Source organism: Zobellia russellii (assembly GCF_018728565.1).
In the GTDB taxonomy this organism is placed as follows: Bacteria; Bacteroidota; Bacteroidia; order Flavobacteriales; family Flavobacteriaceae; genus Zobellia; species Zobellia russellii.
In genome coordinates, this window is sequence record NZ_JACSOI010000003.1 from 204,952 (window position 1) to 227,288 (window position 22,337).

The 22,337-nt window shown below is 38.3% G+C and carries 19 protein-coding genes; 3 read left to right on the forward strand and 16 right to left on the reverse strand.

The window, feature by feature from the left end:
- Positions 1 to 403: 403 nt before the first annotated feature.
- A complete protein-coding gene (locus H9565_RS08950; RefSeq protein ID WP_215438917.1) occupies positions 404 to 2,647 on the reverse strand; it encodes an efflux RND transporter permease subunit in 2,244 nt (747 codons plus the stop codon).
- Between the two features lie 95 nt (positions 2,648 to 2,742).
- On the opposite strand from H9565_RS08950, the gene H9565_RS08955 reads away from it, so the two are divergent.
- Complete coding sequence (locus tag H9565_RS08955) at positions 2,743 to 3,843, forward strand: BamA/TamA family outer membrane protein (protein WP_215438918.1); 1,101 nt, start codon at positions 2,743 to 2,745, stop codon at positions 3,841 to 3,843.
- 9 nt (positions 3,844 to 3,852) lie between these two features.
- On the opposite strand, the gene H9565_RS08960 is transcribed toward H9565_RS08955, so the two are convergent.
- Positions 3,853 to 4,641: a DUF547 domain-containing protein gene (locus H9565_RS08960; protein WP_246560451.1), complete on the reverse strand. Its 789-nt coding sequence runs from the start codon at positions 4,639 to 4,641 to the stop codon at positions 3,853 to 3,855.
- 164 nt (positions 4,642 to 4,805) lie between these two features.
- Here H9565_RS08960 and H9565_RS08965 point away from each other — a divergent pair, with 164 nt between their 5' ends.
- Positions 4,806 to 5,516, forward strand: a complete 711-nt coding sequence (locus tag H9565_RS08965) for a TIGR04283 family arsenosugar biosynthesis glycosyltransferase (RefSeq protein ID WP_215438919.1) — start codon at positions 4,806 to 4,808, stop codon at positions 5,514 to 5,516.
- Positions 5,517 to 5,604: 88 nt separating this feature from the next.
- On the opposite strand, the gene H9565_RS08970 is transcribed toward H9565_RS08965, so the two are convergent.
- From H9565_RS08970 to H9565_RS09020, 11 genes are all read right to left on the reverse strand, one after another.
- On the reverse strand, positions 5,605 to 6,408 hold the full coding sequence (locus tag H9565_RS08970; protein ID WP_215438920.1) for an anti-sigma factor: 804 nt from the start codon (positions 6,406 to 6,408) through the stop codon (positions 5,605 to 5,607).
- Positions 6,399 to 6,947: an RNA polymerase sigma factor gene (locus H9565_RS08975; protein ID WP_215438921.1), complete on the reverse strand. Its 549-nt coding sequence runs from the start codon at positions 6,945 to 6,947 to the stop codon at positions 6,399 to 6,401. The genes H9565_RS08970 and H9565_RS08975 overlap by 10 nt, the downstream gene beginning before the upstream one ends.
- Before the next feature lie 77 nt (positions 6,948 to 7,024).
- The gene (locus tag H9565_RS08980; protein ID WP_215438922.1) at positions 7,025 to 7,636 is read right to left on the reverse strand and encodes a superoxide dismutase family protein; all 612 of its coding nucleotides are present in this window, start codon (positions 7,634 to 7,636) and stop codon (positions 7,025 to 7,027) included.
- Between the two features lie 198 nt (positions 7,637 to 7,834).
- Positions 7,835 to 8,470, reverse strand: a complete 636-nt coding sequence (locus tag H9565_RS08985; RefSeq protein ID WP_215438923.1) for a hypothetical protein — start codon at positions 8,468 to 8,470, stop codon at positions 7,835 to 7,837.
- A 130-nt stretch (positions 8,471 to 8,600) separates the two neighbouring features.
- Positions 8,601 to 9,821, reverse strand: a complete 1,221-nt coding sequence (locus H9565_RS08990; protein WP_215438924.1) for a bifunctional alpha/beta hydrolase/OsmC family protein — start codon at positions 9,819 to 9,821, stop codon at positions 8,601 to 8,603.
- Positions 9,822 to 9,856: 35 nt separating this feature from the next.
- A complete protein-coding gene (locus tag H9565_RS08995) occupies positions 9,857 to 10,555 on the reverse strand; it encodes a DUF2490 domain-containing protein (protein WP_215438925.1) in 699 nt (232 codons plus the stop codon).
- Positions 10,556 to 10,824: 269 nt separating this feature from the next.
- Entirely contained in the window at positions 10,825 to 11,841 is a 1,017-nt protein-coding gene (locus H9565_RS09000) for a transporter (protein ID WP_215438926.1), read from the reverse strand.
- Positions 11,819 to 12,868, reverse strand: coding sequence for a cytochrome-c peroxidase (locus H9565_RS09005; RefSeq protein ID WP_215438927.1), 1,050 nt, complete (start codon positions 12,866 to 12,868; stop codon positions 11,819 to 11,821). The genes H9565_RS09000 and H9565_RS09005 overlap by 23 nt, the downstream gene beginning before the upstream one ends.
- A gap of 73 nt (positions 12,869 to 12,941) precedes the next feature.
- Positions 12,942 to 13,742 carry an MbnP family protein gene (locus tag H9565_RS09010; RefSeq protein ID WP_215438928.1) on the reverse strand — a complete coding sequence of 267 codons (801 nt, stop codon included), beginning with the start codon at positions 13,740 to 13,742 and terminating at the stop codon, positions 12,942 to 12,944.
- 195 nt (positions 13,743 to 13,937) lie between these two features.
- The gene (locus tag H9565_RS09015; protein ID WP_215438929.1) at positions 13,938 to 14,315 is read right to left on the reverse strand and encodes a hypothetical protein; all 378 of its coding nucleotides are present in this window, start codon (positions 14,313 to 14,315) and stop codon (positions 13,938 to 13,940) included.
- A gap of 77 nt (positions 14,316 to 14,392) precedes the next feature.
- Entirely contained in the window at positions 14,393 to 15,001 is a 609-nt protein-coding gene (locus H9565_RS09020) for a methyltransferase domain-containing protein (RefSeq protein WP_246560457.1), read from the reverse strand.
- 163 nt (positions 15,002 to 15,164) lie between these two features.
- Between H9565_RS09020 and H9565_RS09025 the strand changes: the two genes are divergently transcribed.
- A complete protein-coding gene (locus H9565_RS09025) occupies positions 15,165 to 18,197 on the forward strand; it encodes a ThuA domain-containing protein (RefSeq protein WP_215438930.1) in 3,033 nt (1,010 codons plus the stop codon).
- A 66-nt stretch (positions 18,198 to 18,263) separates the two neighbouring features.
- Here H9565_RS09025 and H9565_RS09030 read toward each other — a convergent pair whose 3' ends face one another.
- From H9565_RS09030 to H9565_RS09040, 3 genes are all read right to left on the reverse strand, one after another.
- A complete protein-coding gene (locus H9565_RS09030; protein WP_215438931.1) occupies positions 18,264 to 19,880 on the reverse strand; it encodes a M1 family metallopeptidase in 1,617 nt (538 codons plus the stop codon).
- A 137-nt stretch (positions 19,881 to 20,017) separates the two neighbouring features.
- On the reverse strand, positions 20,018 to 20,593 hold the full coding sequence (locus H9565_RS09035) for a hypothetical protein (protein ID WP_246560460.1): 576 nt from the start codon (positions 20,591 to 20,593) through the stop codon (positions 20,018 to 20,020).
- A gap of 384 nt (positions 20,594 to 20,977) precedes the next feature.
- Positions 20,978 to 21,916 carry a nuclear transport factor 2 family protein gene (locus tag H9565_RS09040; RefSeq protein ID WP_215438932.1) on the reverse strand — a complete coding sequence of 313 codons (939 nt, stop codon included), beginning with the start codon at positions 21,914 to 21,916 and terminating at the stop codon, positions 20,978 to 20,980.
- Positions 21,917 to 22,337: the final 421 nt, after the last annotated feature.

Here is a 22,337-nt window from a genome sequence, read left to right on the forward strand (position 1 = left end):
TTTTTTAGTAAAAAAACAAATTAATTATGTTTTTTTTAACTTTAGTGTAGGAAATTTCAAAACTAATTATTATGTTTACCTTCCAAATTACACATATGCTATTCTATGGTATTGTATTGTACCTTGAATAAGAACGATTTAACCTAAATAGTCCCCAAAATTAGTAGTGTTATGGAATACATTCTTTTCTTCGCTTGGCTTTCATTTATGTCTATTTTATTGTACCGCATCGTAATAGCTCGACGAGCCCTTAGAAAATCCCTTAAAACTGAAAAATAGCCGTTATCCTTCTCTGCGATAATACAGAATTGATGGGAGAGTTACATTTTGTTGGAACTCACAACATAAGTTGATACTGTACGCGTATTTTCTGTTTAAGCTTTGTTTTTGCTCATTTCCGTCCTTATTTCAACCAAGATCTAATTAGAACGGGCAATAGCAGCAAATCCAGCACCAGTGCGGTTAATAGGGTTACACTTACCAATAAACCAATAGTAACGCTTGGGGCATGCGCTGAGAATAGTAAGATTAAAAAGCCAAAGAACAGGGTAAGCGTAGTTATTATTAACGCTCTACCGGTTTCTGAAAAAGTTATGTTTAGGGCTTCTTCTTTATTCAACCCTCTATCTCTACATAACTTGTACCTTCCTAAAAAGTGAATGGTGTCATCTACGGCAATTCCAAAAACAATAGCAAAAACAACGGAAATTGTAGATTCCAAGGGAATACCGAAATATCCTAACAAAGCCCCTGCAAACAAAAGGGGAACTAGGTTGGGCAGTAATGAAATTAGTAGCAGTTTGTAGTTTCTGAAAAGAAGGGTCATAATAAGAGCTACAATCAGTAAACCTGCTAAAAGCCCGGTTATGAGGCTATCTTGAATGTAATAAGAGTTTTTGTCCAAGAGCACCCCACTTCCCGTAAGTTTAAATTTTACTTTGGAGGAGTCCGTTTGACTTGCGATAAAATTGTCGAATCTTTTATATAGTAGATTTAGAGTATCTGTACCAACATCTAGCACTCTCGCTTTTATTCTGGCTTTGGTCTCGTTTCCGTTAACATATTTATTGTACTGTTTACGAGCCATTTTTTCGATGTCTCTTTTATAGATATCAAAAGTCTTATGGTCTTGGGGCAGTGTAAAATATTCCGTTTTATTTAAGTTGTGGGCTTTGTTCAGGGCTTTGTAGAATGTTGTAACGGATTGTATGTTTTTTATAGGTGCCTCTTGCGTCAGTTGTTGCTCTGCCATCTCAATTTGTTGGATTACATCAAAATCGGATATTTTGCTGCTACCTTGGGTCATGATAGCCACTTCTAATGGCCTAAAACCGGAATAGTGGTCCTGAAAGAATTGAAAATCTGTGGCAATAGGGCTATTGGTCGGTAAGCTTTCTTTAATTTGATAGTTGGTATCTATTTTGGTAACTCCAAATGCACAGACTAGTGTAAATATAAAACTTCCGTAAAGTATAGGTCGGTGTCTTTTCTTGGTGAAATCATTCACCTTGCCCAGTAGCCCAGGCCATAGGTTAGATGTTGTCTCCTTAGGTAATAATAGCTCTTTTTTTGGTAGTAATATAAGAGCACTAGTTAGAAAAATTACTGTAACAAAAGCTGTTAAGACTCCCAAAGCAGCATTTATACCAAAATCACTAATACTACTGGATTTTGACGTTAGTAATGATGCGAACCCTATTGCGGTAGTGGCAGAGGTTAAAAGCGTTGAGGTACCTACTTCTTTTAGTGCGGATAGTAATGCGTTCTCTTTGGAAAGCCCTGCCTTAAGTTTGTTTAGATAATCATCTACAATATGGATTACATCAGAAGTGCCCACTATGAGCATTAAAATAGGGTAGAAAGCAGCCATTGCATTAAGCTCCTTTCCTAATACGGACAATAGCCCCATAAAGAGCAAGAGCGCTATGGTTATGGAAAACAAGGCTATGAAAACAATGATGACTTTGCGGTAAATCAACAGTAAAACAATGAATATCAAGAGAATGGAGGCGATACTTGTTTTTATCACCTCTTGTTTTTGCATGGCCACCAACGCCTCATAAAAATAGGCGCGGCCCAAAAGGTGGTGGTCGGGTAACTCATATTTAGCCAACAGTGCTCTAACTTCGGTCAAAAGAACAATGCTTTGCTCGTAGTCAAGTTTGTTCTCCGTTTCCAACGCTAGTACCAAAGACGTGGCATTTTCATCTATTAGCGCATCAACATATAGGTTGTCTTCCCATATTTTTTCTAGATCGGTTTTATATTGGGAAGGGTCATCTAAATGGATAATGGGTAATTTGGTATAACCAAATGAGGTTTTTAAAGGATAAAAAAGAGTTGTAAGAGATTGGGATTCGGTTACGTACGGAAGCTTTCGGGTTTCTTTTGATAGTTTATGAAAACGTTCTAAAAACTCTTCTTCAAAAACACCGGAATTATTTTCTACGGCAACTAGTAGAAAATTATCATCGGTACCAAATTCATCAATAAATTCATTATAAAAAAATAGGTCTGGGTCTCCTTGTGGAAAAAACTGACTAAAATCAAAAGAGAACTTTAAATCATTCAGAGACATTGCCGCTAAAACACTCAAAATACCAAAGGCAAGAAGCACGGTTTTCTTTAAAGCAAGTAATTTATGCATATGGAATATCTGCTGAACAATTATAGCGCTAAATTACCCATTCAAAGACGATAATCAATTACTTTACTAAAACATAAGGTATCTTAAAACAAAGAATGACCAACATACAAAGAATATTACCCGCCTTGTTACTTTGCTTAAGCGTTAATTTTGTAATCTCTCAAAAGCAGCAACAAAGTAGTCAAGACTCCATTGTCAAGAATTTAAAAATTTCTGCTTTTCCCGTAGCATTTTATACACCGGAAACCGCTTTTGGGTTTGGAGGAATAGGTATTGCCAATTTTTGGCTCAGAAACGAACAGAGAGAAACGAGGCCTTCATCCATACAGTTGGGGTTAAGCTATACTACCAAGAGTCAATTTTTACTATATATGCCTTTTGAGTTTTATAAGGATAATGAAAAATGGCGGTTTTTGGGTGAATTGGGTTTTTATAAGTACTTCTATAATTTTTATGGAGTTGGAATTGATAGTATGGAGGAGGACGAAGAAGTCTACGAGGTTACTTTTCCTAGGGCTCGCTTGGCTTTGATGCGTGAGGTACTGCCCAGTTTTTCTATAGGATTGGGTTATGAGTTTGATAACTTTAGTAGTTTAAAAATTAAAGAGGATGGAATTTTAGAAGCCTCGGATGTTCCAGGAAAGAAAGACGGTACAATATCAAACATTGGTATACAGGCGTTTTACGATACACGGGATAACATCTTTTTCCCAACCAAAGGATTCTATATTCAGGGAAGCGTTTATACTTCTAGTAAAATTTTGGGTTCTAGCTTTAAGTATTCTAAATTTCAATTGGATAATCGCTTTTATCAGAAGGTGGGAAAAAAACAGGTAGTTGCTGCCAATGTTTTTTTAGGGGGAAGTAGTAAGAGTACTCCTTTTTACGATTTGTTTTATTTGGGATCTCCGCGTACCCGAGGTATCAATAACAGAAGATTTCAGGATAATTCGGAATTGAGTATGGCTTTGGAATATAGATTTCCAATTGCCGGAAGATTTGGTGGAGCGGTCTTTGGTTCTACTGGAACGGTAGCGCCCTCGTTTGACAATCTATTTTCATCTGCTTATAAAAATGCGGCAGGAGTTGGGCTCCGGTACATTATCAATAAGAGAGATGGTGTGCGTATACGCGCAGATTATGGTATGTCTAGCGAAGGAGGTAATTTCTATTTTACGATAAAAGAGGCATTCTAGAAACGGGGTTTAAAGGTTGGTCCAATTATCTAAATCCAAGGTCCAATCATAATCTTTATACTTTAAATCAATGTTTTTTGTAGTTGGAATAACATTAAATTCTTTTAAAATATCCTTCACCCCACTTTTACAACCAAAATCTCCTCTAAACCAACTGAATAGGGAGGTCACAGCGACTTCTCCGGTTTTTTGGTTATAAGTAGATGTCTTTGTTAAATGTGCGGCGGTACTTTGGTTGAGCTGTTCGTTTAGCTTGTCCGGATTGTATATCGCAACTGGCGGACAGTCTTTTGCTCCACAATTTAGTGCAAAATGAACTCTGTAGTCCCTTTGGTCTACCCTTAGTTTCCGTTCAAATTTATTCGGGAACCATTTACGTATAAGGCCCAGTCCCAAGTTCCACTGCGATTTTCTAATAATACCGTGCTCTATTTTCTCAAAAGAAACCAGCCGGCCCGCTATGGGTATTTGTTCTGAACTGAAAAAAGTTCTTCGGTCCTCATATTTTTCCGGGTAGTTGGATAGAATAACTTGAATATAGGCATTGTAAATATTGACCCAAAAGGCTATTTTTTTTTCATCTGTATTTAATCCTTCTTCCAGATTTTCTAAAGTGGCATTGTAAAGTTGGGCTTGTATGTCATTAGTTTCCTGGTTATTACGTACCCTAGTTAAAAAAGTTTCCGAGAGTATATTCAGGTCTAAAATTTTGCTATTGTCCGTTTGCCCGTAAATGGGGGCAATGAGCAAAATAAAGAATAATAAAATAACAGGACTTTTATATCGGATACCGTTCATGGGTTCTTGTTTAGAATTGTACTATTGTTACCTACGTAATATTGGAAACAAAGGTTTGGTTACTAATTATAGCGAAACCTTTCTTTTAAAGTTACGTAGATATGGTTTGTAAGAGCAATTTTATTGATTAACAAATTAGCTCTTGAAAAAACTTATACAACGCTATGATATCCATTGTTATACCTGCTCACAACGAAAGGCAAAATTTGTCACATCTACTACCTTCACTTGAATTAAATTCTAACGGAATTGTTTTTGAGGTTATTGTGGTGCTTTCTTGTGATAGCATGGATGGCTCGGAGAACTTGGAGGTCTCTTCACATATTTCATTTGTTAGATGCAAAGACAGGGGTAGGGCAGTACAAATGAATATAGGTGCTGCGTTGGCAAAGGGGACCATTTTGGCGTTTTTGCATGCAGATGTAAAACCCCCCAAAACATTTTTGTGTGATATAGAAAATGCATTGAGAGGAAAATATGAGGCTGGGTTTTTCTCGTACCAGTTTGATAAAAAGAGTTTTTTGTTGAATATAAACGCTTCATTTACCGGTAAGGATGGCATCTTTACGGGTGGAGGAGATCAATGCCTTTTTATAGAACGCTCTACTTTTGATCTGCTCGGCAAATTTAATGAGCGGCAGATTTTGATGGAGGATTTTGAATTTTTTAAACGAATGAAAAAAAATCATATTCCGTACACCATCGTAAACAGTGATTTAATTGTTTCTGCTAGAAAATATGAAAGTAACTCCTACCTGCGCGTAAACCTAACAAATCTATTACTTGTAATTCTCTTTAAAATGGGGCTTCCTTCCCATAGGCTAAAATTTGTCCACAATGCACTTCTTAATAGGGACTATCAACATAAGACATGATAATTATTTGCGTGTATAGCACAATCCTATAAATAAAAAGAGCCTTGCCGTTAATGACAAGGCTCTTTTAGCTCAGAGTTATAATCTATTATGAAGAAGCTACTGCTCCTAATGTATAGAGCTGCTCTAAATTAGGTGATTCACTACCGCCTGCTGGCTCAAGTGTAATACCAAAGGCTTCGGTCTGGTTTGGATTGTCCAAAGTAAAAATCTTGTTTTCGTCTTCGGTAAAATCCTCTAGAAGTCCCATGCTGGTAGGTGTTAATGGTTCTAGTTTTAGAGACCATACTTGGTACACCATACCGTCCGGAGGTTCCGGTAAACCTTGGGCATCTATATACACTTTGTCTTCCTTCTGGTTCCAATACGCCTTGGCATAGGAAGTAGGAGAAACTTCTTGACCGCCCAAAGGTGTAAGGATAATATCTTTATCCCTAAGTTTAGTTAACAACTCATTGGTGCTGGCCAATGATCCCCGTGCCTCAAAAATTTGCTGCTCCAGGATTTGGTTCTGTTGTTCAACAATATTAATATCTGATTTAAGTTGTGTATTTTCATTGTAGAACCACGCCACACCAACACCCAATAAAATGGCAGCGGCCCAACCTGTATAACTGCTCCAATTGGATTTTTCCTTAGGAAACTGAACTACTTTGGTGTCTTTTCTTTCACCAATACGTACCTTAACATCATCAAAACCTTTTCTTTTGGCCAATTTTGGAGCAACGGTTTTGGTCAACTCCAAAATAGATGCTTCTATAGCCAATATCTCTTCTCGTATTTCAGTATGCTCACGTGCATATTGAAACACCTCAATATTTTGTTCTTCCGTGAGCGCTCCCGCCACGTAGAGTTCCAAAATTCCCGATGCTATATATTTGTCTACTTCCATTCTAATGTAACATTTTTCCGTAATTGGGAAATACAGCTTCTATTTCGTGTTTTTACGGTGCCTAAGGGAATGTCCAGCTCTTTTGATGCTTCTGTTTGGGTGTAACCCTTAAAATAAAGCATTTCAATAATCTCCAGACATTTTTCCTTAAGGTTCAAAACCAATTTTTTAAGCGCGGAAGTGTCTATCTCTTCTTTGTTTTCTTCAGGACTATCCGCTCTGTTCAAAATACCTACGAAGTAATCTGCCGATAGGTTTTTTTTCTGGTCTTTATAGGATTTTGAACGCACTTTATCGATGGCAGCATTTCGGGCAATATTCAAAATCCATGTAAAAAAACGTCCTTTTGAAGCATTGTAGCTGTCCGAATTGTTCCAAACCTTGGCAAAAACATCCTGACAGATTTCCTCTGATAAGCCCCTGTCCTTTACAATAGTGTATATTACGCCACATATATTTTCCCAATACATTTCGTAAAGCTTTTCAAAAGCTAGAATATCTTTTTTTTGGAAGCGAACGACCAAAGTGTCTAAATCCATAATTTATAGTAAATGAGTTAAAGATAGAAAAAACCGCTGGTAACAGCGGTTTTTGGTGTTAAAGTCTACTAATACGATTATTTGGTAATGCCAGCACAACCAATTCTAGAACCTGCATCTCCACTGGGTTGAGAAGTAAAATCGTCTTGACCTTTATGTACAATTACCGAACGCCCTATGATATTTTTAGTTTCATCATCACAACCTATACACCACTTATTGGTAGAGAACTCTACGGTAGCATTACCGTCTGCATCGGCTGTAAAATTACCTATGTCACCTTTATGGAATCCTTTGTCCGCGCCCCATTTTCCATGTGGTTCGTCAGTAGGGTTCCAATGACCACCAGCAGATTTACCGTCATCGGATGAACAATCTGCGTTTTCATGTAAATGTATGGCGTGCGAACCTTTTTCCAAACCGGAAAATTTAGCTGTCATTTCAACTTCATCGCCATTTTGAACAAAGGTAATTTCTCCATTCATGTTACTATTGCTTTTAGAAGTCATTATGACGGTTAGTGTATTGTTCATGTCCTCTGCTTCCATCTCAGATGCACTATTCTCCATTGGCTCAGCACCTTTGTTCATGCCATCTGTAGATGTGTCTGCTGCATTCTTTTTGGTCTCTTTGCAATTAATCATAGTCAATGCAAGCATTGCTATAACCCCTAGTTTTATATTTTTCATTGTCTCTATGTTTTGTGATTAAGTTGAAATGTAATAAGAAATTAGGGTGCTTTCAACCTTCGTAATCGTATGCGGCACGATTCTTTTTTATTGCGTTAAAAAATAGAGGGTATAAAAAATCCCCTTACCAAATAAGTACTGGTAAGAGGATAATTTTATGAGATACTAAAGGAAACTCAGGTACTTCCTTTTTATTTCTTAGTTCTTTTGAAGCAATACTTCTGCATGAACGGCTACTTCGCTCCATGTTTTGCTAACTCCATCCTTACCCGTATGTAATGCTTCACAGGCTTTGTTGATGGAAGCAACGGCATCTAGGGCATCCCACTCTTCTAGATTCATAACACCGTCAAAAACTAGAGAGGTATCCGAAACGGCTTTATGAGTCAAAGGAATAGTTGCAGTGTTACCGTTAAGTGTAACATCAATAGAGTAATTGTTATCTTCTGAAACATTGAATACACCAGAAATAAGTTCAGTGTTCTCCATTACTCCAAAAAAGAATTCCAGAATTTTTGGGTCACGCGTGCCTGTAGCGTCGTTGGTAAACAAACTGCTTACGGGAATGCTAAATTCCGTACCGTCCAAAGCAGCTATAGGAGAATCACCTTCGTCTGCTTTTGTAATATTTATTTTTGTGAACTTGCCGCCAACCGGTAATTTTTCAGTGGTCTTATAGGCCGTAAAGCTAACCTTAGTAGAATCCTGTATCAGGGTATAAGTTTCCGTCGCAGCTTGTGCTTCGGTACTTTGCTCTTGTTCTTTTTTAGCTTCTTTACAGCTAAAAGCGCCAACTAACAGTAGTCCAAGGACTATCAATTTAATTTTTTTCATGTTCACTGTGAATTTTTAGGTTTGGCATCAAAGTTAATCATTCTTACAGCGAAACCAAGGTAGGATCAAGACGATTTTAATACATAAAAACTGAATGGGTGCGTAGTTTTTAAAGAAGATATTTCTTGCTTCATTCTATAAGTGTGGTTACAACCTGTGTTTTGCTATGTAAGGTCTTGTGAACGGGGCACTTATCCGCAATTTGAAGAATACGTAATTTCTGTTTTTCGTCTAGATCGGCAGTAAGTTTTATTTCCCTTGTAAAAGTGTCAATTTTTGCGGCATCTGATTCACAATCTTTACAATCTGCGGCGTGACTACGACTATAGGAAGTATGCACTTCTATATTGTCTATTTTCCACCCTTTTCTTTTGGCGTACATCTGAACGGTCATTGCCGTACAAGCCGAAAGACCGGCAGAAACCAACTCGTAAGGAGAAGGTCCAAAATCGTTACCGCCTACATCAACAGGTTCATCGGCCAGCATAAAATGGTTGCCTACTTTCATTTGAGTGGAAAAATCATCATCAAAATCTAAACTGGCCACTACTTGATGTTTTGTTTTTGGTTCTTCAGCGCGCTCTGTATCTATTTCTAGATATCGTTTGGCCCATCCGGAAATGACCTCACCGGCATATAGCGAGTCTTTTTTGTTGGATAGCAAATGGTCCGCGCCATCTAAGGAAACAAAACTTTTGGGATGGTGGGCGGCTACATATATTTCTTCGGCATTTTTTATTTCTACTGTGCTGTCTTGGGGCGAATGTAGAATAAGCAGAGGTTTACGGAGTTTGCTCAATGTTTGTGGTAGCGACTTGTGCTGCAAGTCGTCCAAGAACTGTTTTTTAATGGTAAAGTCTCTACCACTAAGATTAATAACCGCTTTTCCGGTTTTTTCAATTTCCGGAATTCCACTTTGCAGTAGGTGCTCTATATGAACGGGATTAGACGGTGCTCCTATGGTTGCTAGGGCGTTAACGGAACTTATCTTATCGGCAGCAAATATAACAGCGGCTCCTCCTAATGAATGGCCTACCAAAAGGGTAGGGGCTTTGTAATTATCTTTTAGATAGGACGCGGCGGCAACAAGGTCTTCAACATTACCGGAAAAATTAGTGTCGGCAAAGTCTCCTTCGCTTTCTCCCAAACCAGTAAAATCAAAACGTAAAACCCCAAATCCGTTTGCGGTAAGCGCCTTACTTATATTACGTACGGCAGCTAAATTTTTGGTACAGGTGAAACAATGCGCAAAAATGCCAAAATTATGCGGGTGCCTGTTGGCGGGCAATTCTAACCTGCCTATTAGACTCTGCCCGTCTTTGTTCTGAAAAGTAACCTTCTGAAGTTTCATTTACACTTGTTTTCGTAAAACGACACCTTGGTTTGCTATAAACTGCCACTGTCATTTTTATTGAATATACCTCTTAGGTCGGGATTATAGAAAACACCTATCTGCAATCTATCAAAATTTGCCGAAGGGAAGTGATTTTTAAGATAACCTGCCTGTACACTAAGGTTGTGCGTTACATTTATGCCAAGGGCCGCATATAAGCGGTTTTGCCCAAAAACTTCATCTTGGAGATTCAAGAAAATCTCATCATAAAAATTCAGGAAAAAAGTATTGGTCAGGGGCAGGGTGACCTGCAATCTATATCTAGCTCTGTGCTGGGTATCCGTAGTTTCCCCAAAATCCAAAAAACGTTGTTCAAGCCTATAACGGTGCTCAAATAGAAAATCGCCAACCTTGTTTTTTAGGATAAGTTGCTCAAAAATACGGTGTTCCTTGGAATTGGTCTCATCCGGGAATTCCTCAAAAGTACCATCGGTAGTAATATACCCGTAACCCATAGTGGCTATGGCATTTGGGTTAATATGGTAGTTTAGTCCTGTACGCAATAATAGCTGATTGAAGTTTTTTGCCTGTTCATAATAGCGTAGTTGGCCTTCGGTATGAATACTGAATTTTTCAGATACTCTATTAGTTCCAAAATACATATGCCAACTACCTAGGCTGTTCTCGCCAGTTTCTTGGGCATTGCTAAAAATTGAACATAGAAAAGTGAGACTTAGTAAAATTCGCTTCATTAAAATTTAGGGATTTAGTTTTCTTTGGAAAACGTGTTGAGTGTTGGTAAAGCGATAAATATACCAAAAACTTTAAACCTCAATTCTTAAAAGGGTGTTAAGGGGAGAGTATAGTTGCTGAGAAAAAAATAAAGATTCTTATTTATCCATAGATAAAAATGCTTTTTCACCTCCACTTTAGTACATTATGTAAAGTGAGAGGAACAAAAAAATCCTACTTTCAGATGACTATCAAACATTGAAAGCAGGACTTTTAAGAAAAAGATAAATTATAGATTAATATTCAAATAAACTGAAACCCGATTGCGCAGTTCCACTTTATCACTATTTAAGTTTTGTGAAATTGGAAGCATCCCGGTCAATCCTAAAGCGTATCTATTGTAGCTGGCTTCTACACTTAATTTTCCCAGGAAAACATCCCCTTTGGTATCTGCCACATCAAAGCCTATTTCTTTATTGGTTCCATATATTTCTTCGGCAAGGCCAATAATTGGCGTTATGGCCATATCCGAAACATAATACGTTTTAAAGGCATTGATACCCAAATTCAATTGATTTCCGAATTGATAGTCTTTTGGATTTTTCGTTTTAATGGTGTAGTTGGCCATAGTGCTTATACCCCAATTTCTGTAGGTGAAGCCATAATTCATGGCCAGTACATAATCCCAACTACCATTGCCCAGTTGAAAACTTGGGTTAACACTCCCCTCATTATTATCTTTGTCATATTTGCCGGTAGGCATTTTAATACCTCCTCCTAATTGAAGATAGTGTTCCGTTTTAATGGAAACGATAGTGTCCGGAGTGGATTTTAGTAAATTATAGTACCCTAGAACACTAATATCTCCGATACCGTTAATGTTCTGTTCCGTATTATCTGGAAGAACCCTGTTGTGGAATTGATAAGGTACAATGACATTTAGGATGGCTCTCTTGGTAATGGGTACATTGGCCCAAGCTTGTACGGTGTTGAAGTTTTCTGTAATCCAAGGAGAATCAGCAAAAATACCATCTCTAGACCGGTACTCTTGCCCAATATAGCGTATGCCTATAAAGTTATTGTTAAGTCCGGTGCCATACCCCATACTTCCTCCGCTACTGCCGCAACCGCAGGTGTCACAAAAATCAAAATATTCACCATCATAATGTATGTGTGTAGCACAATTGTTTGGAGTTGGGTCTATGTTTGTAATCTTATTATTACTGTAAGAGATGGCCGTAAAAAAGCCAACACATACGCAAGTTAAAAACCGGCACCAGGTTTTAGTATTCTGAAAATCGTTCATCGTTTATATAAGTTTCATCGGTTAGTGTATTTAAAAAAGCCACCAACACATTTTTTTCGTTTTCGGTAAGGGCTATGCCCAAAATACCGTCTTGTTTTAGAATAGGATCTAGAGTAGGAGAATCCGTAACCGACCCGCTGTAAAAATCCAGTACCGCCTCTAAAGTGCCAAATCTACCATCGTGCATGTATGGAGCGGTAAGGGCCACATTTCTTAAACTGGGCACTTTAAATTTGTAGCGATCTGCGGCATCTCCGCTAACTTCTTCACGGCCTATATCATTTAGTGAAGGGTTTGGAGGCAGACCATTGTTTCTAAAAGCATCATCGCTAAAAAGATCAGTAGCGTGGCAGGATGCACATTTATTTTGAAAAACGGATAGTCCTTCCAATTCTTCCGCGGTAAAAGTCCCGCCTTCTTCTTGGCGTACGTATGCATCATATTTAGAATTTGAGGACACCATCATAACCATAAACTGGGCAAGGGCTTTAAGGAAATTTTCGTTGTTTACTTCCCCATCTTCAAAAGCGGAGGCAAACAAACGGTTGTATTCATCATCACTTTTAATTTTGTTTATGACATTGCTTACCGTTTCACCCATTTCTACTTCATTGGTAATGGGTATGATAGGAAACAAGTCCAAATGATTTGTGGCTCCGTCCCAAGCAAATTCTTTCATAAAAGCGGCATTCTGTATGGCAGGAGTGTTTCTAACGCCTTCCAAATCATCTATACCATGACTAAATTGATGACCATGATGCGTAAAAGCAGTTCTTTGTTCGTGACAAAAACCACATGATATAAATCCATTGCTGGATAGGCGGCCATCATAAAAAAGCTTCTTTCCAAGCTCAAAGCCTATTTTGGTAGGCGGATTGGCCTCCAAGTTATAAGTTGCCTCAGGGAAATTAGAAGGTACAGAGAACTCCAATGGTTCATTAATAGCTTGGTACTCATCTTCATTGGAAGCGCTACAAGAATATAAAACCAGCGATAGTAATGCTGTATATAGGATTGTTTTAAGCATTTTAATCAAATTAAGACAACCGGCCATACGAAAGCCGGTTGCCAATTATTGTTGCTGTAACAGCAGTACCTTTTTAGTGACCGTTACCGTTATGAATATGGTCTACTACAAAAATTTCAGAGGTGTTAACGGCAATCTGAGGAGATTTTTCAGCATCAACCATGATAACTTGCTTTTCAGTAAGTTCAATACTGTTGGTGCCACCTACCAATATTTTGGAGGCGTCAATTTTTAGGTGAATGTTAGAATCTATTCCATCTCCAATAACTACATTTTCCGGTAGTGCAAGGGTAACTTCTTTGTAGTTATCCAGACTTGACCCATGACTTCCCATATGAATTTTAAACTCTGTAGCTTCGGTTATAGTCTCGGAGGTAAACGTCCCTTCAAAGTTCAAGAATTTGTAACCGGCTTGCCAAGACCACATCATATTGTTTTCTTCTGCTAGCGTTAAGAAATCACCTTGTCCTTCAGCACCTTGTAAATATTTTTCCTGGTCAACGCCAACTCCAAATTTCACGGTAGTGTATTCGCCGGCAGGAATGTCCGCAAGGGCAATTAGATCTTCTTCCCTTTCTTGATTGATAATAAAATAACTATCGTCTTTAGCGTAGATATACTCTTCCCCGTCTTTATTAATAAAACTAATGTTGCTTATAATGTAGCTAAAACGGTTTACGGTAATTACTTCGCCGTTGGCATTAGCTGTATTGGCAGTCCCTAAGACAAGGTCGTTGCCGTTATAGCCATTGTCAAATTTTAAAGATATTTCACCACTTCCGGTTAGGGTTTCCTCGTTAACGTCATCATTGTCTGAACAAGAGGTTAGAACTAGTGCGAAAATGGCTGAAAGGGCTAATAATGATTTTTTCATTGGTAAATATATTATGTTGAATGGTTTGCCTAATGCAGTCTATTTTTTTCTGCATCAGGAACCGAATTCAATAGATTTTTTTGAATTATTGTTTACGAAAGGGATGCTCCAATTCTAAAAAGGTGAAGCATGTTGAATATGTGCGCTTATCCCTGTTTTTTAAAACACGGATAAAAGCAATTCTGCAGAAATGGATTAAGCCAACTCGGGTGGTTGGGCTATATCGTAAGTTAAGAGAAGGGAAATTAAATTGGATTCAGTTTTATAGTTCCCTTGTGGTGTGTAAAAGGTATCAACACCAAAATCTATTTGTAGGAGAGATTGAAAGAAAACAACGGTCTGTATCTCTACTTTTGACTGTTTTTCCCCAAAAGGGTTTTTACTATTTTCTTCGGATTCTTTGGCGAGCTGCTTGGCAAGATAACATTTACCGTCACAGTTAAGCATTGGTTTGTCTTTGTTCTCGCAGAGTACGTTTACAATATAATCGTAGTTGGCAATATACTCGGCCACTGGCCAAAGGGGTTTGACCATCATTACAAAAGTTACGAAAAGTACTACGTACTGCTTCATGGTGCAAAAATAGTTCCTTTTTTCAATTGATGACAGGATAAAGGCAAAAAAAGGGTATACTTAACCGAAAGCACCTCTTATTTTTTTTCGAAGATGCCAAATAGCTCGTTACCGCTCCTTGGCGGTATAGAATTATGGCATTTTAAGAAAGTTTTTGTTTTGAAAAACGGACTCAAATATTTTAAATACAATTTTTTATTACCTCCAAAGGGGCGTTTTTCCATGTCACCCGTCAATGAAACATTAAACCACACCCCTACTAATTTCCCCGAAGGTTTTAAAAGACTGGCCATTTGTTGAGCATAACGTGTGCGGTTGTCATCTGTAGGAACAAAGGAGCAGAAAAAGGTTTGTTCCAAAATAAGGTCGTACTGTCCTTTGTGGAGAAAGAAGTTTTCAAGCAGCAAATTGTTCTTTGGAAATTTAGGGTTTCGCTCTTGAAATTTCTTCAAGGGAATGTCGGAAATGTCCATTACATATACATTCTTAAATCCTTGCTCCCAAAGATATTCGGCTTCATAGGCGTTTCCGGCACCAGGTATTAAAATTGATAGGTCTTTATCCGCTAATTGATCAACGTATGTTTTTATAGGAGTGGAAGGGTAGCCTATATCCCATCCCGTGTTGTTTTCCTTATAGCGTTGTGTCCAATAAGTACGCAGCTCGTTCATCGTATTTTTTGCCATGAAATTAATCCGAAATTTCCAATGACTATAAAATTCAGGTCAAAGTGTATTAATTTTATCCCAAAATTGTATTTCTGACACTTCCTTTTGGGCGATTAGAAAGCTAATCCTTACATTTAAAACTTGTTTCTAAACTAACCCAACATATTCAAGTATATCATTTATGAAAAAAACAGTATCCATTTTGGTCCTGATGGTAGGACTGATTCTAGCCGGTTGTGGTGACGGTAATCAAAAAAGAGAAGGTAAACCTAAAGTTTTGGTCTTTTCCAAAACATCTGGTTGGAAACATAAATCCATTCCGGCCGGTATAGCTGCTATTCAGAAATTGGGAGGTGAACAAGGTTTTGAAGTGGACACCACAAAAAATTCCGAACTTTTTAACGAGGATAATTTAAAGCAATATTCCGCAATTATCTTTTTAAGCACTACGCTAAATGTTTTGGATGCCAAGCAAGAGGCCGCTTTTGAACGCTACATTCAAGCAGGTGGTGGTTTCGTTGGCGTGCACGCAGCAGCCGATACGGAATACGATTGGGGTTGGTACACCAAATTGGTTGGGGCACAGTTTCGCAGTCATCCTAAAGGCACACCGGAAGCCGATTTTATTGTTACGGACAGAAACTTTGGGGCAACGGAGTTTTTTACGGATTCCGTTTGGCACAGAAGTGATGAAATCTATAACTATAACAAACTAAACCCAGATGTTCATGTGGTCATGACCGTTGATGAGTCTACTTACGAAGGAGGAACAAATGGAGATAATCATCCATTTGCATGGTACCATGAATATGATGGTGGTAGAGCTTTTTACACCGGAGCGGGACATACGGACGAAACCTTTTCCGAGGAACTGTTCTTAAAACATTTACTTGGAGGTATCAACTATGCCATTGGTGAAAATAAAGTTTTGGATTACTCCAAAGCTACTACGCGGATACCACCGGATGTGGACCGTTTTACTAAAAAGCAGTTGAGCGTAGGTGAATTTTTTGAACCTACAGAAATGGCTGTATTACCTAATAATGATGTGTTAATCGCACAGCGTCGCGGTCAGATTGCTTTATATAGCGATGCTACCCAGGAGCTAAAGGAAATAGCCTCTTTGGATGTGTATTTTAAAACCTTGAATACCCCAGGTGTTAATGCCGAAGAAGGTTTAATGGGACTCCAGAAAGACCCTGATTTTGCTACGAACAATTGGATATACCTTTACTATGCACCCACCGGAGATGAATGGGTAAACCGTTTATCTCGCTTTAAGTATAAAGATGGGGTGTTGGATATGGATTCCGAGCAGGTGATATTGGATGTAGCCTCACAACGTGAAATTTGTTGTCATACCGGAGGGTCAATTGCATTTGGGCCGGACAAATTGTTGTATCTCTCAACGGGTGACAACTCCACTCCGTTTAACGAAAAAGGAGTAAAATACGTTAACAATGGGTATGCACCGTTAAACGATATTCCCGGTCATGAGCAATATGATGCGCGTAGGTCGTCTGGGAATACCAATGACCTTAGGGGGAAAATTATCAGAATAAAAATAAATGAAGACGGTAGTTATGATATTCCTGAGGGCAACTTGTTCGCGGAGGGAACGGAAAAAACGCGTCCGGAAATTTATACCATGGGACACAGAAATCCGTACCGTATTTCAGTAGACCAAAAGAACAGTACTTTGTATTGGGGTGAAGTAGGACCAGATGCTCGTAAAGACGAGTTTGAAACCCGTGGCCCTAAAGGTTATGATGAAATGAACAGAGCTACGGAAGCCGGTAATTTTGGTTGGCCTTTATTTATAGGAAACAACAAGCCGTATGTAGACTATGATTATGAAAATGGGGAGAGTGGTATCACTTTTGACCCAGAAAAGCCTATAAACGATTCTAGGAACAATACGGGGCTTCATGAGCTTCCTCCTGCAAAATCCGCTTACATCTACTATCCGTACGATGAAACCAAAGAATTTCCCGAAGTGGGTACCGGTGGTAGAAATGCCATGGCAGGACCAACCTATTATTCGGATTTATATCCAAACGGAGGTAGTCTTCCCGATTATTTTAACGGAAAGACCATTATTTACGAATGGATGCGAGGATGGATGAAAGCCGTAAGTTTCTTTGAAGACGGTACATTAAATAAAATGGAACCGTTTGCTTCGGATATTAAGGTGAATAACTTGATCGATATGGAAATGGGACCTAACGGAAGAATCTATTTACTAGAATACGGAAGTGGTTGGTTTACCCAAAATGAAGATTCTGGTTTAAGTTATATTGAATACAATGGAGGAAACCGACCACCAATTATAGATAATATGATCGTAGATCATACTTCCGGTAAATTACCACTTACGGTTAACGCTAAAGTAGAGGCAAGAGATCGTGAAGACGATGCTATTTCCTATATATGGAACTTAGGTAACGGAGAAACAAAAGAAACTTCCGAACCGGAAATCAGCCATACATTTAGCACTCCAGGCGAATACAATATTTCCGTAGAAGTAAAGGATGCCCAAGGCGATGCCGTTAAAAGTAAGGTAGTTCCTATTGTTGCGGGTAATTCCAGACCAGAGGTAGCTATTAACCTTGGAGATGGCAGCACTACTTTTGAAAAAGGGGTTCCCGTAACCTATGAAGTAAAAGCTACGGATGCCGATGGGGATGCAATTGACCCTAAGAACATTTATGTATCGGTAGATTATTTAGAGAGCTTTGATGAACAAAGTATGTCTTTGGGCCATCAAGAGGTTTCAGCAGCTGTTACCGGAAAGGCCCTTACACAAGGTATGGATTGTAAGACCTGTCATAAAGAGTCCGGTCCTTCAATTGGTCCAAACTATACAGATGTAGCTAATAAATATAGTAAAGACAAAAGAGCAAAGTCTTACCTTCAGAAGAAAATTGTTTCTGGTGGTGGCGGAGTTTGGGGAGAAGTGGTAATGCCTGCACACCCAAACATTACGCAAGACGAAACAAGGCAAGTGGTAGAATACATTATGTCTTTAGCAGATACTTCGGCCAAGGTTAAATCGCTTCCTGCATCGGGTAGTATTGTACCTAAACCTACAAAAGATGATAAGGTTATGGTCATAACCGCATCCTATACGGATAAAGGTCAAGAAGGAACTATACCACTTACCGGTATGAAAACCGTTGTATTAAGAGCAAAGGAAACGGATTCATCTAAATAGTACGTTATAAAAAGTAAAAAGGGGCCACATGTACATGTGGCCCCTTTTTTTATGGTATTTTGTGTATTACTTTACTTCTTTATGGTTTAGGTAATAATTGCGGTCTACAGTCAATGTAGAAAGCTTGCCCTTTAACTGTTGGGTTTGCCATTCGTTGGTTGGTGTAAGCGTAGTGGCCTTGCCATTGATCAAAACGTTGAGTGGCATATGGAAACCATCAACTGTGTTGGTATATCTATATTCTAGTTGGTTGCCCTTAATTTTATATTCTAAAACAGGAATCATAGTAGTACGTAAATACTGATCAAATACTTTGGACAAGTCTATTCCCGATTTTTTTGAAATATAGTCCTCAATTTGCTTAGTGGTTACGGTTTGGTGATAAAACTCGCTGTTTAAACCCCGTAGAATTTGTCGCCATTTTTCATCGTCACCAATCAATTGCCGTATGGTATGCAGCATATTGGCGCCTTTGTAGTACATGTCTCCAGAGCCTTCTGTATTTACATCATATGGGCCAATAATGGGCTTGTCATTTTTTATAAGGGCACGGGTACCAACCACATAGTCAGAAGAAGCTTCTTTGCCTAGGTAAAAGTCTAAAAACAGATTTTCGGAATAGGCTGTAAAACTTTCATGGATCCACATATCCGCAATATCCTTGTAGGTAATATTGTTAGCGAACCATTCGTGACCGGCCTCGTGAATGATTATAAAATCAAATTTCAGCCCCAAACCTGTTCCGGATAAATCTCTACCTAGATATCCCTTTTTATATTGATTACCGTAGGTAACGGAACTTTGGTGCTCCATTCCTAAATACGGAACTTCTACCAGCTTAAAACTGTCTTCATAGAAAGGGTAGGGACCAAACCAATGCTCAAAAGCCTTCATCATTTTTGGAGCATCTTTAAAATGTTCTTTGGCCTTTTCTAGGTTATCGCGAAGCACATAATAATCCATGTCCAACGTGCCTTTCTCCCCATCATATTTTTCGCCAAAATGAACATAATCGCCAATGTTGATATTTACACCGTAATTATTAATAGGGTTTGAAACGAACCAATGGTAGGTATTTGTATCCTTGTTTACTTTTGTTAGCCTACCGTTAGAAACATCCATGAGTCCTTTTGGAGCCTTTACACTTATGAGCATACTATCTACCTCGTCATACATATGGTCTTTGTTGGGCCACCATACACTTGCGCCCAATCCTTGGTTAGAGGTGGCTATAAAGTCTTTTCCGTTATTATCTTTTCTCCAAGAAAAACCACCGTCCCACGGGGCATTTACGGCTTCTTTTGGATGCCCTGAGTAGTATATTTTTATTTGGTTGAAATCGCCCTTTTTTTGCTTTTTCTTCAGTTGAACAAAATGGGCATTACCGTTGGTGACAACTTCAAGCTTTTTTCCGTCTTGAGTTACCTTTTCTATAGTTAATGGAGGCTGAAGGTCTACCTGCAACACTTGGTTTTTCTTCAACACTTTATAGCGGATGGTATTGCTTCCGGAAATAAACTTCTTATCCGGGTCTACGGCAACATCAAGATGGTAGTAGTTAAGGTCCCACCATTCCCGTTCAGTGGTAATGCTTCCTCTTAAGGTATCCTGTTCCGTAAATTCCTGACCAATAGCTGCCGATGTTATTCCCATCAGCATGAATGCTAGCATTTTTTTCTTCATAAAATCTTAAATCTTTTGAACAAGGTTCAAGATAAAGTTTTAAAATTTTTGATGCCTCTTATTTATGTAGAATTTAATAGAAAATGCAAGGTCTCTATATCTCGCATTGGCCATGATTAATTTTGTTTGGAAATAAGTTATCGGTTTATGGGAAAAGTAAAGCCCAGTGCCATTGCTCCTGAAACTTGTTCCAATGAAGGGTAGGTGTAATAGGTGAATTCAAGTTCAAAATCGTGCTTTTTACCTATGGCGAGACCTATACTAAAAGGAACATGAAATTGTACTCCATTAGCTTTTATATGGGTTGCTGGGGTGTAAGTCTCAAAAGAACCTATAGACGTGCCAAGACCAAGTTCAAGGTAGGGGGCAACATAGGGTATGGGCGCAACTATACGGGCCTTGCCACCAATCATAAAGGCTTTGGCCGTAACCTTGTATTGTAGGAGGTTGGCGTCCGTAACAGTTTCGTTTGGAGAGGTAAAAATAACTCCGGCATAAGGTCTTATACCAAACCACTTGCGTATACCAATTACATATTCTCCTTGAGTGTAAAATCCAGAACCAGTTATGTTGTACTCATCTAGAGGCAAAGTAATGCCATAACCAATAGATGCCTTTATAAATCGCCCTTTATTGGGTTGGGCCTGAACAAAATGAATTGAACATAGGGTAAAAAGTAAGGAGAAAACAAACGGCCTTAATGTAGCGGACATAACTATATATTTTAAGGGCGAATGTAATTTTTCCTACAAATATGTAATTTTAAAATCGATGAAATACTGCAATTAACGAACAATGGAAAAATGGATTTGGAAAGGAAATCTGGCACACGAATTTCTTATAATGATGATATAAGTTGTGTTGTAATTGGCTGTATAAATCCGCTAATTTGATATTGCTTTGTCTTTTTTTGAGCACCTCTTTTTTATGCAATACACACACTTAGCAAAACTGCAGATTCGCTTCAGGCAACCGCTTCATCCAATAGATCTCATACGACAAGGTTATTGCCGGTAGTGAAGGTGTTTAATTTTATAGTTGTGTTTGCATTTAATTTAAAAATGCCGTGAAGTACATTATACTTCACGGCGTAATTATTACTTTTCCAGTAGTAGTGATTTATTATAGTAAATAACTTCAGATGTTATTTTACCCTCTTCGTCAAAGTTATCATTAAGATGAATGGGTAAGTCTATTTCTTTCTTGTCCGATTTTCTAATAAGATGAAAATCCCACCAAGATAAAACGGACCTTCCGTTGTCCATTTCATATTCCAAATAGTCGGGATAGCCAATCATTTCAATACTTTTAATTTCAAAATCATCAAGAAATTTTTGCCGGACAGTTTTTACCTGATCTCGTGTTCCAGGAGTATTAAAATCGTCATTTATGTTATAAAAATAGGCATCTTCGGAATAGTAACTTATAGCCTTGTCCAAATCTGAGTTTTCGAATGCATAGACAGCTTTTCTTACGGTATTGATATTGTCATGATGGTTGTAAATCGTACCGTTGGTACGGTCAGCAAAACTTGCTCTCAACTCATCAAAAATGCTTTCGTTTAGGTATTCGATCGTCATTTTAATTTTATTGTCCTTGGTAACTAAAACAAGACGATGTGCTGGCGAAGAAAATTTTACACCCGTAGTTTTATGGATGCCTTTTAATAAGTCCCACGTTTGAACCCAGACCTCATTTTCCTTATTATCCTCTTTGTACTCAATGGCATCGGGGTATGAACCAGGAAAATCAGAAACTGAAAAATAATCTAGCTCATCAAACCAACGGTACGAGTTTTTTACGAATTTAGTTTTTCCAGTGCCTTCGGGATTAGGGTCTTGGGAAAGACCGTTGTATGCCTTAAAATCTTCGGTTAGCATACTAGCTAACTTAGTAGAATCTCCTTTTACAAATGCCTGAGTAAAACTAGCAACTACATCAATGGCCGGGTGGTCCTTATAAACTGTTCCGTTTTTCTTTTGGGCAAATGTGATGAGCGATGTCATCATAACGAGCGTAAAAATTGTTTTTTTCATTGTACTTGGTTTAAATTATTAGATTGGTTAAGCTTTTTGGAGTCTTTTTTTTTTTGAAACATTACTTATTTAATTATTACACTATCAGGTAATTATGGTATTCTGAAAATTACTTATATCGTACTTTTCGGGGGGTATCAATGTTAGGCTAAGGACCGGAGGGATAAATACTAATCGCAATTTTGGTGTTGCCTACTTAATATGGTAACAGAGAAGGGCATAGGTGTCCCTTTTTTAATCTCTAAACAGCAGTGTCAACAATCCGATTATTATTTTAAAGAAATCGATAATTCTAAGAAGGAACTGTCCTTTATGGACGAATAGGGTTTTAAACTGTCCGAACCCCAGGATTTACTTATCAAAGCATTGGTGGAAGAAGCGGTAAGGAACTAATTTTACGCTTGGTACATGGGGGAAATTA

What these genes read in the sequence shown, in the direction of transcription:
- H9565_RS08950 (WP_215438917.1), bottom strand. Translation starts at nt 2,647, where the DNA reads ATGCATAAATTACTTGCTTTAAAGAAAACCGTGCTTCTTGCCTTTGGT.
- H9565_RS08955 (WP_215438918.1), top strand. Translation starts at nt 2,743, where the DNA reads ATGACCAACATACAAAGAATATTACCCGCCTTGTTACTTTGCTTAAGC.
- H9565_RS08960 (WP_246560451.1), bottom strand. Translation starts at nt 4,641, where the DNA reads ATGAACGGTATCCGATATAAAAGTCCTGTTATTTTATTATTCTTTATT.
- H9565_RS08965 (WP_215438919.1), top strand. Translation starts at nt 4,806, where the DNA reads ATGATATCCATTGTTATACCTGCTCACAACGAAAGGCAAAATTTGTCA.
- H9565_RS08970 (WP_215438920.1), bottom strand. Translation starts at nt 6,408, where the DNA reads ATGGAAGTAGACAAATATATAGCATCGGGAATTTTGGAACTCTACGTG.
- H9565_RS08975 (WP_215438921.1), bottom strand. Translation starts at nt 6,947, where the DNA reads ATGGATTTAGACACTTTGGTCGTTCGCTTCCAAAAAAAAGATATTCTA.
- H9565_RS08980 (WP_215438922.1), bottom strand. Translation starts at nt 7,636, where the DNA reads ATGAAAAATATAAAACTAGGGGTTATAGCAATGCTTGCATTGACTATG.
- H9565_RS08985 (WP_215438923.1), bottom strand. Translation starts at nt 8,470, where the DNA reads ATGAAAAAAATTAAATTGATAGTCCTTGGACTACTGTTAGTTGGCGCT.
- H9565_RS08990 (WP_215438924.1), bottom strand. Translation starts at nt 9,821, where the DNA reads ATGAAACTTCAGAAGGTTACTTTTCAGAACAAAGACGGGCAGAGTCTA.
- H9565_RS08995 (WP_215438925.1), bottom strand. Translation starts at nt 10,555, where the DNA reads ATGAAGCGAATTTTACTAAGTCTCACTTTTCTATGTTCAATTTTTAGC.
- H9565_RS09000 (WP_215438926.1), bottom strand. Translation starts at nt 11,841, where the DNA reads ATGAACGATTTTCAGAATACTAAAACCTGGTGCCGGTTTTTAACTTGC.
- H9565_RS09005 (WP_215438927.1), bottom strand. Translation starts at nt 12,868, where the DNA reads ATGCTTAAAACAATCCTATATACAGCATTACTATCGCTGGTTTTATAT.
- H9565_RS09010 (WP_215438928.1), bottom strand. Translation starts at nt 13,742, where the DNA reads ATGAAAAAATCATTATTAGCCCTTTCAGCCATTTTCGCACTAGTTCTA.
- H9565_RS09015 (WP_215438929.1), bottom strand. Translation starts at nt 14,315, where the DNA reads ATGAAGCAGTACGTAGTACTTTTCGTAACTTTTGTAATGATGGTCAAA.
- H9565_RS09020 (WP_246560457.1), bottom strand. Translation starts at nt 15,001, where the DNA reads ATGGCAAAAAATACGATGAACGAGCTGCGTACTTATTGGACACAACGC.
- H9565_RS09025 (WP_215438930.1), top strand. Translation starts at nt 15,165, where the DNA reads ATGAAAAAAACAGTATCCATTTTGGTCCTGATGGTAGGACTGATTCTA.
- H9565_RS09030 (WP_215438931.1), bottom strand. Translation starts at nt 19,880, where the DNA reads ATGAAGAAAAAAATGCTAGCATTCATGCTGATGGGAATAACATCGGCA.
- H9565_RS09035 (WP_246560460.1), bottom strand. Translation starts at nt 20,593, where the DNA reads ATGTCCGCTACATTAAGGCCGTTTGTTTTCTCCTTACTTTTTACCCTA.
- H9565_RS09040 (WP_215438932.1), bottom strand. Translation starts at nt 21,916, where the DNA reads ATGAAAAAAACAATTTTTACGCTCGTTATGATGACATCGCTCATCACA.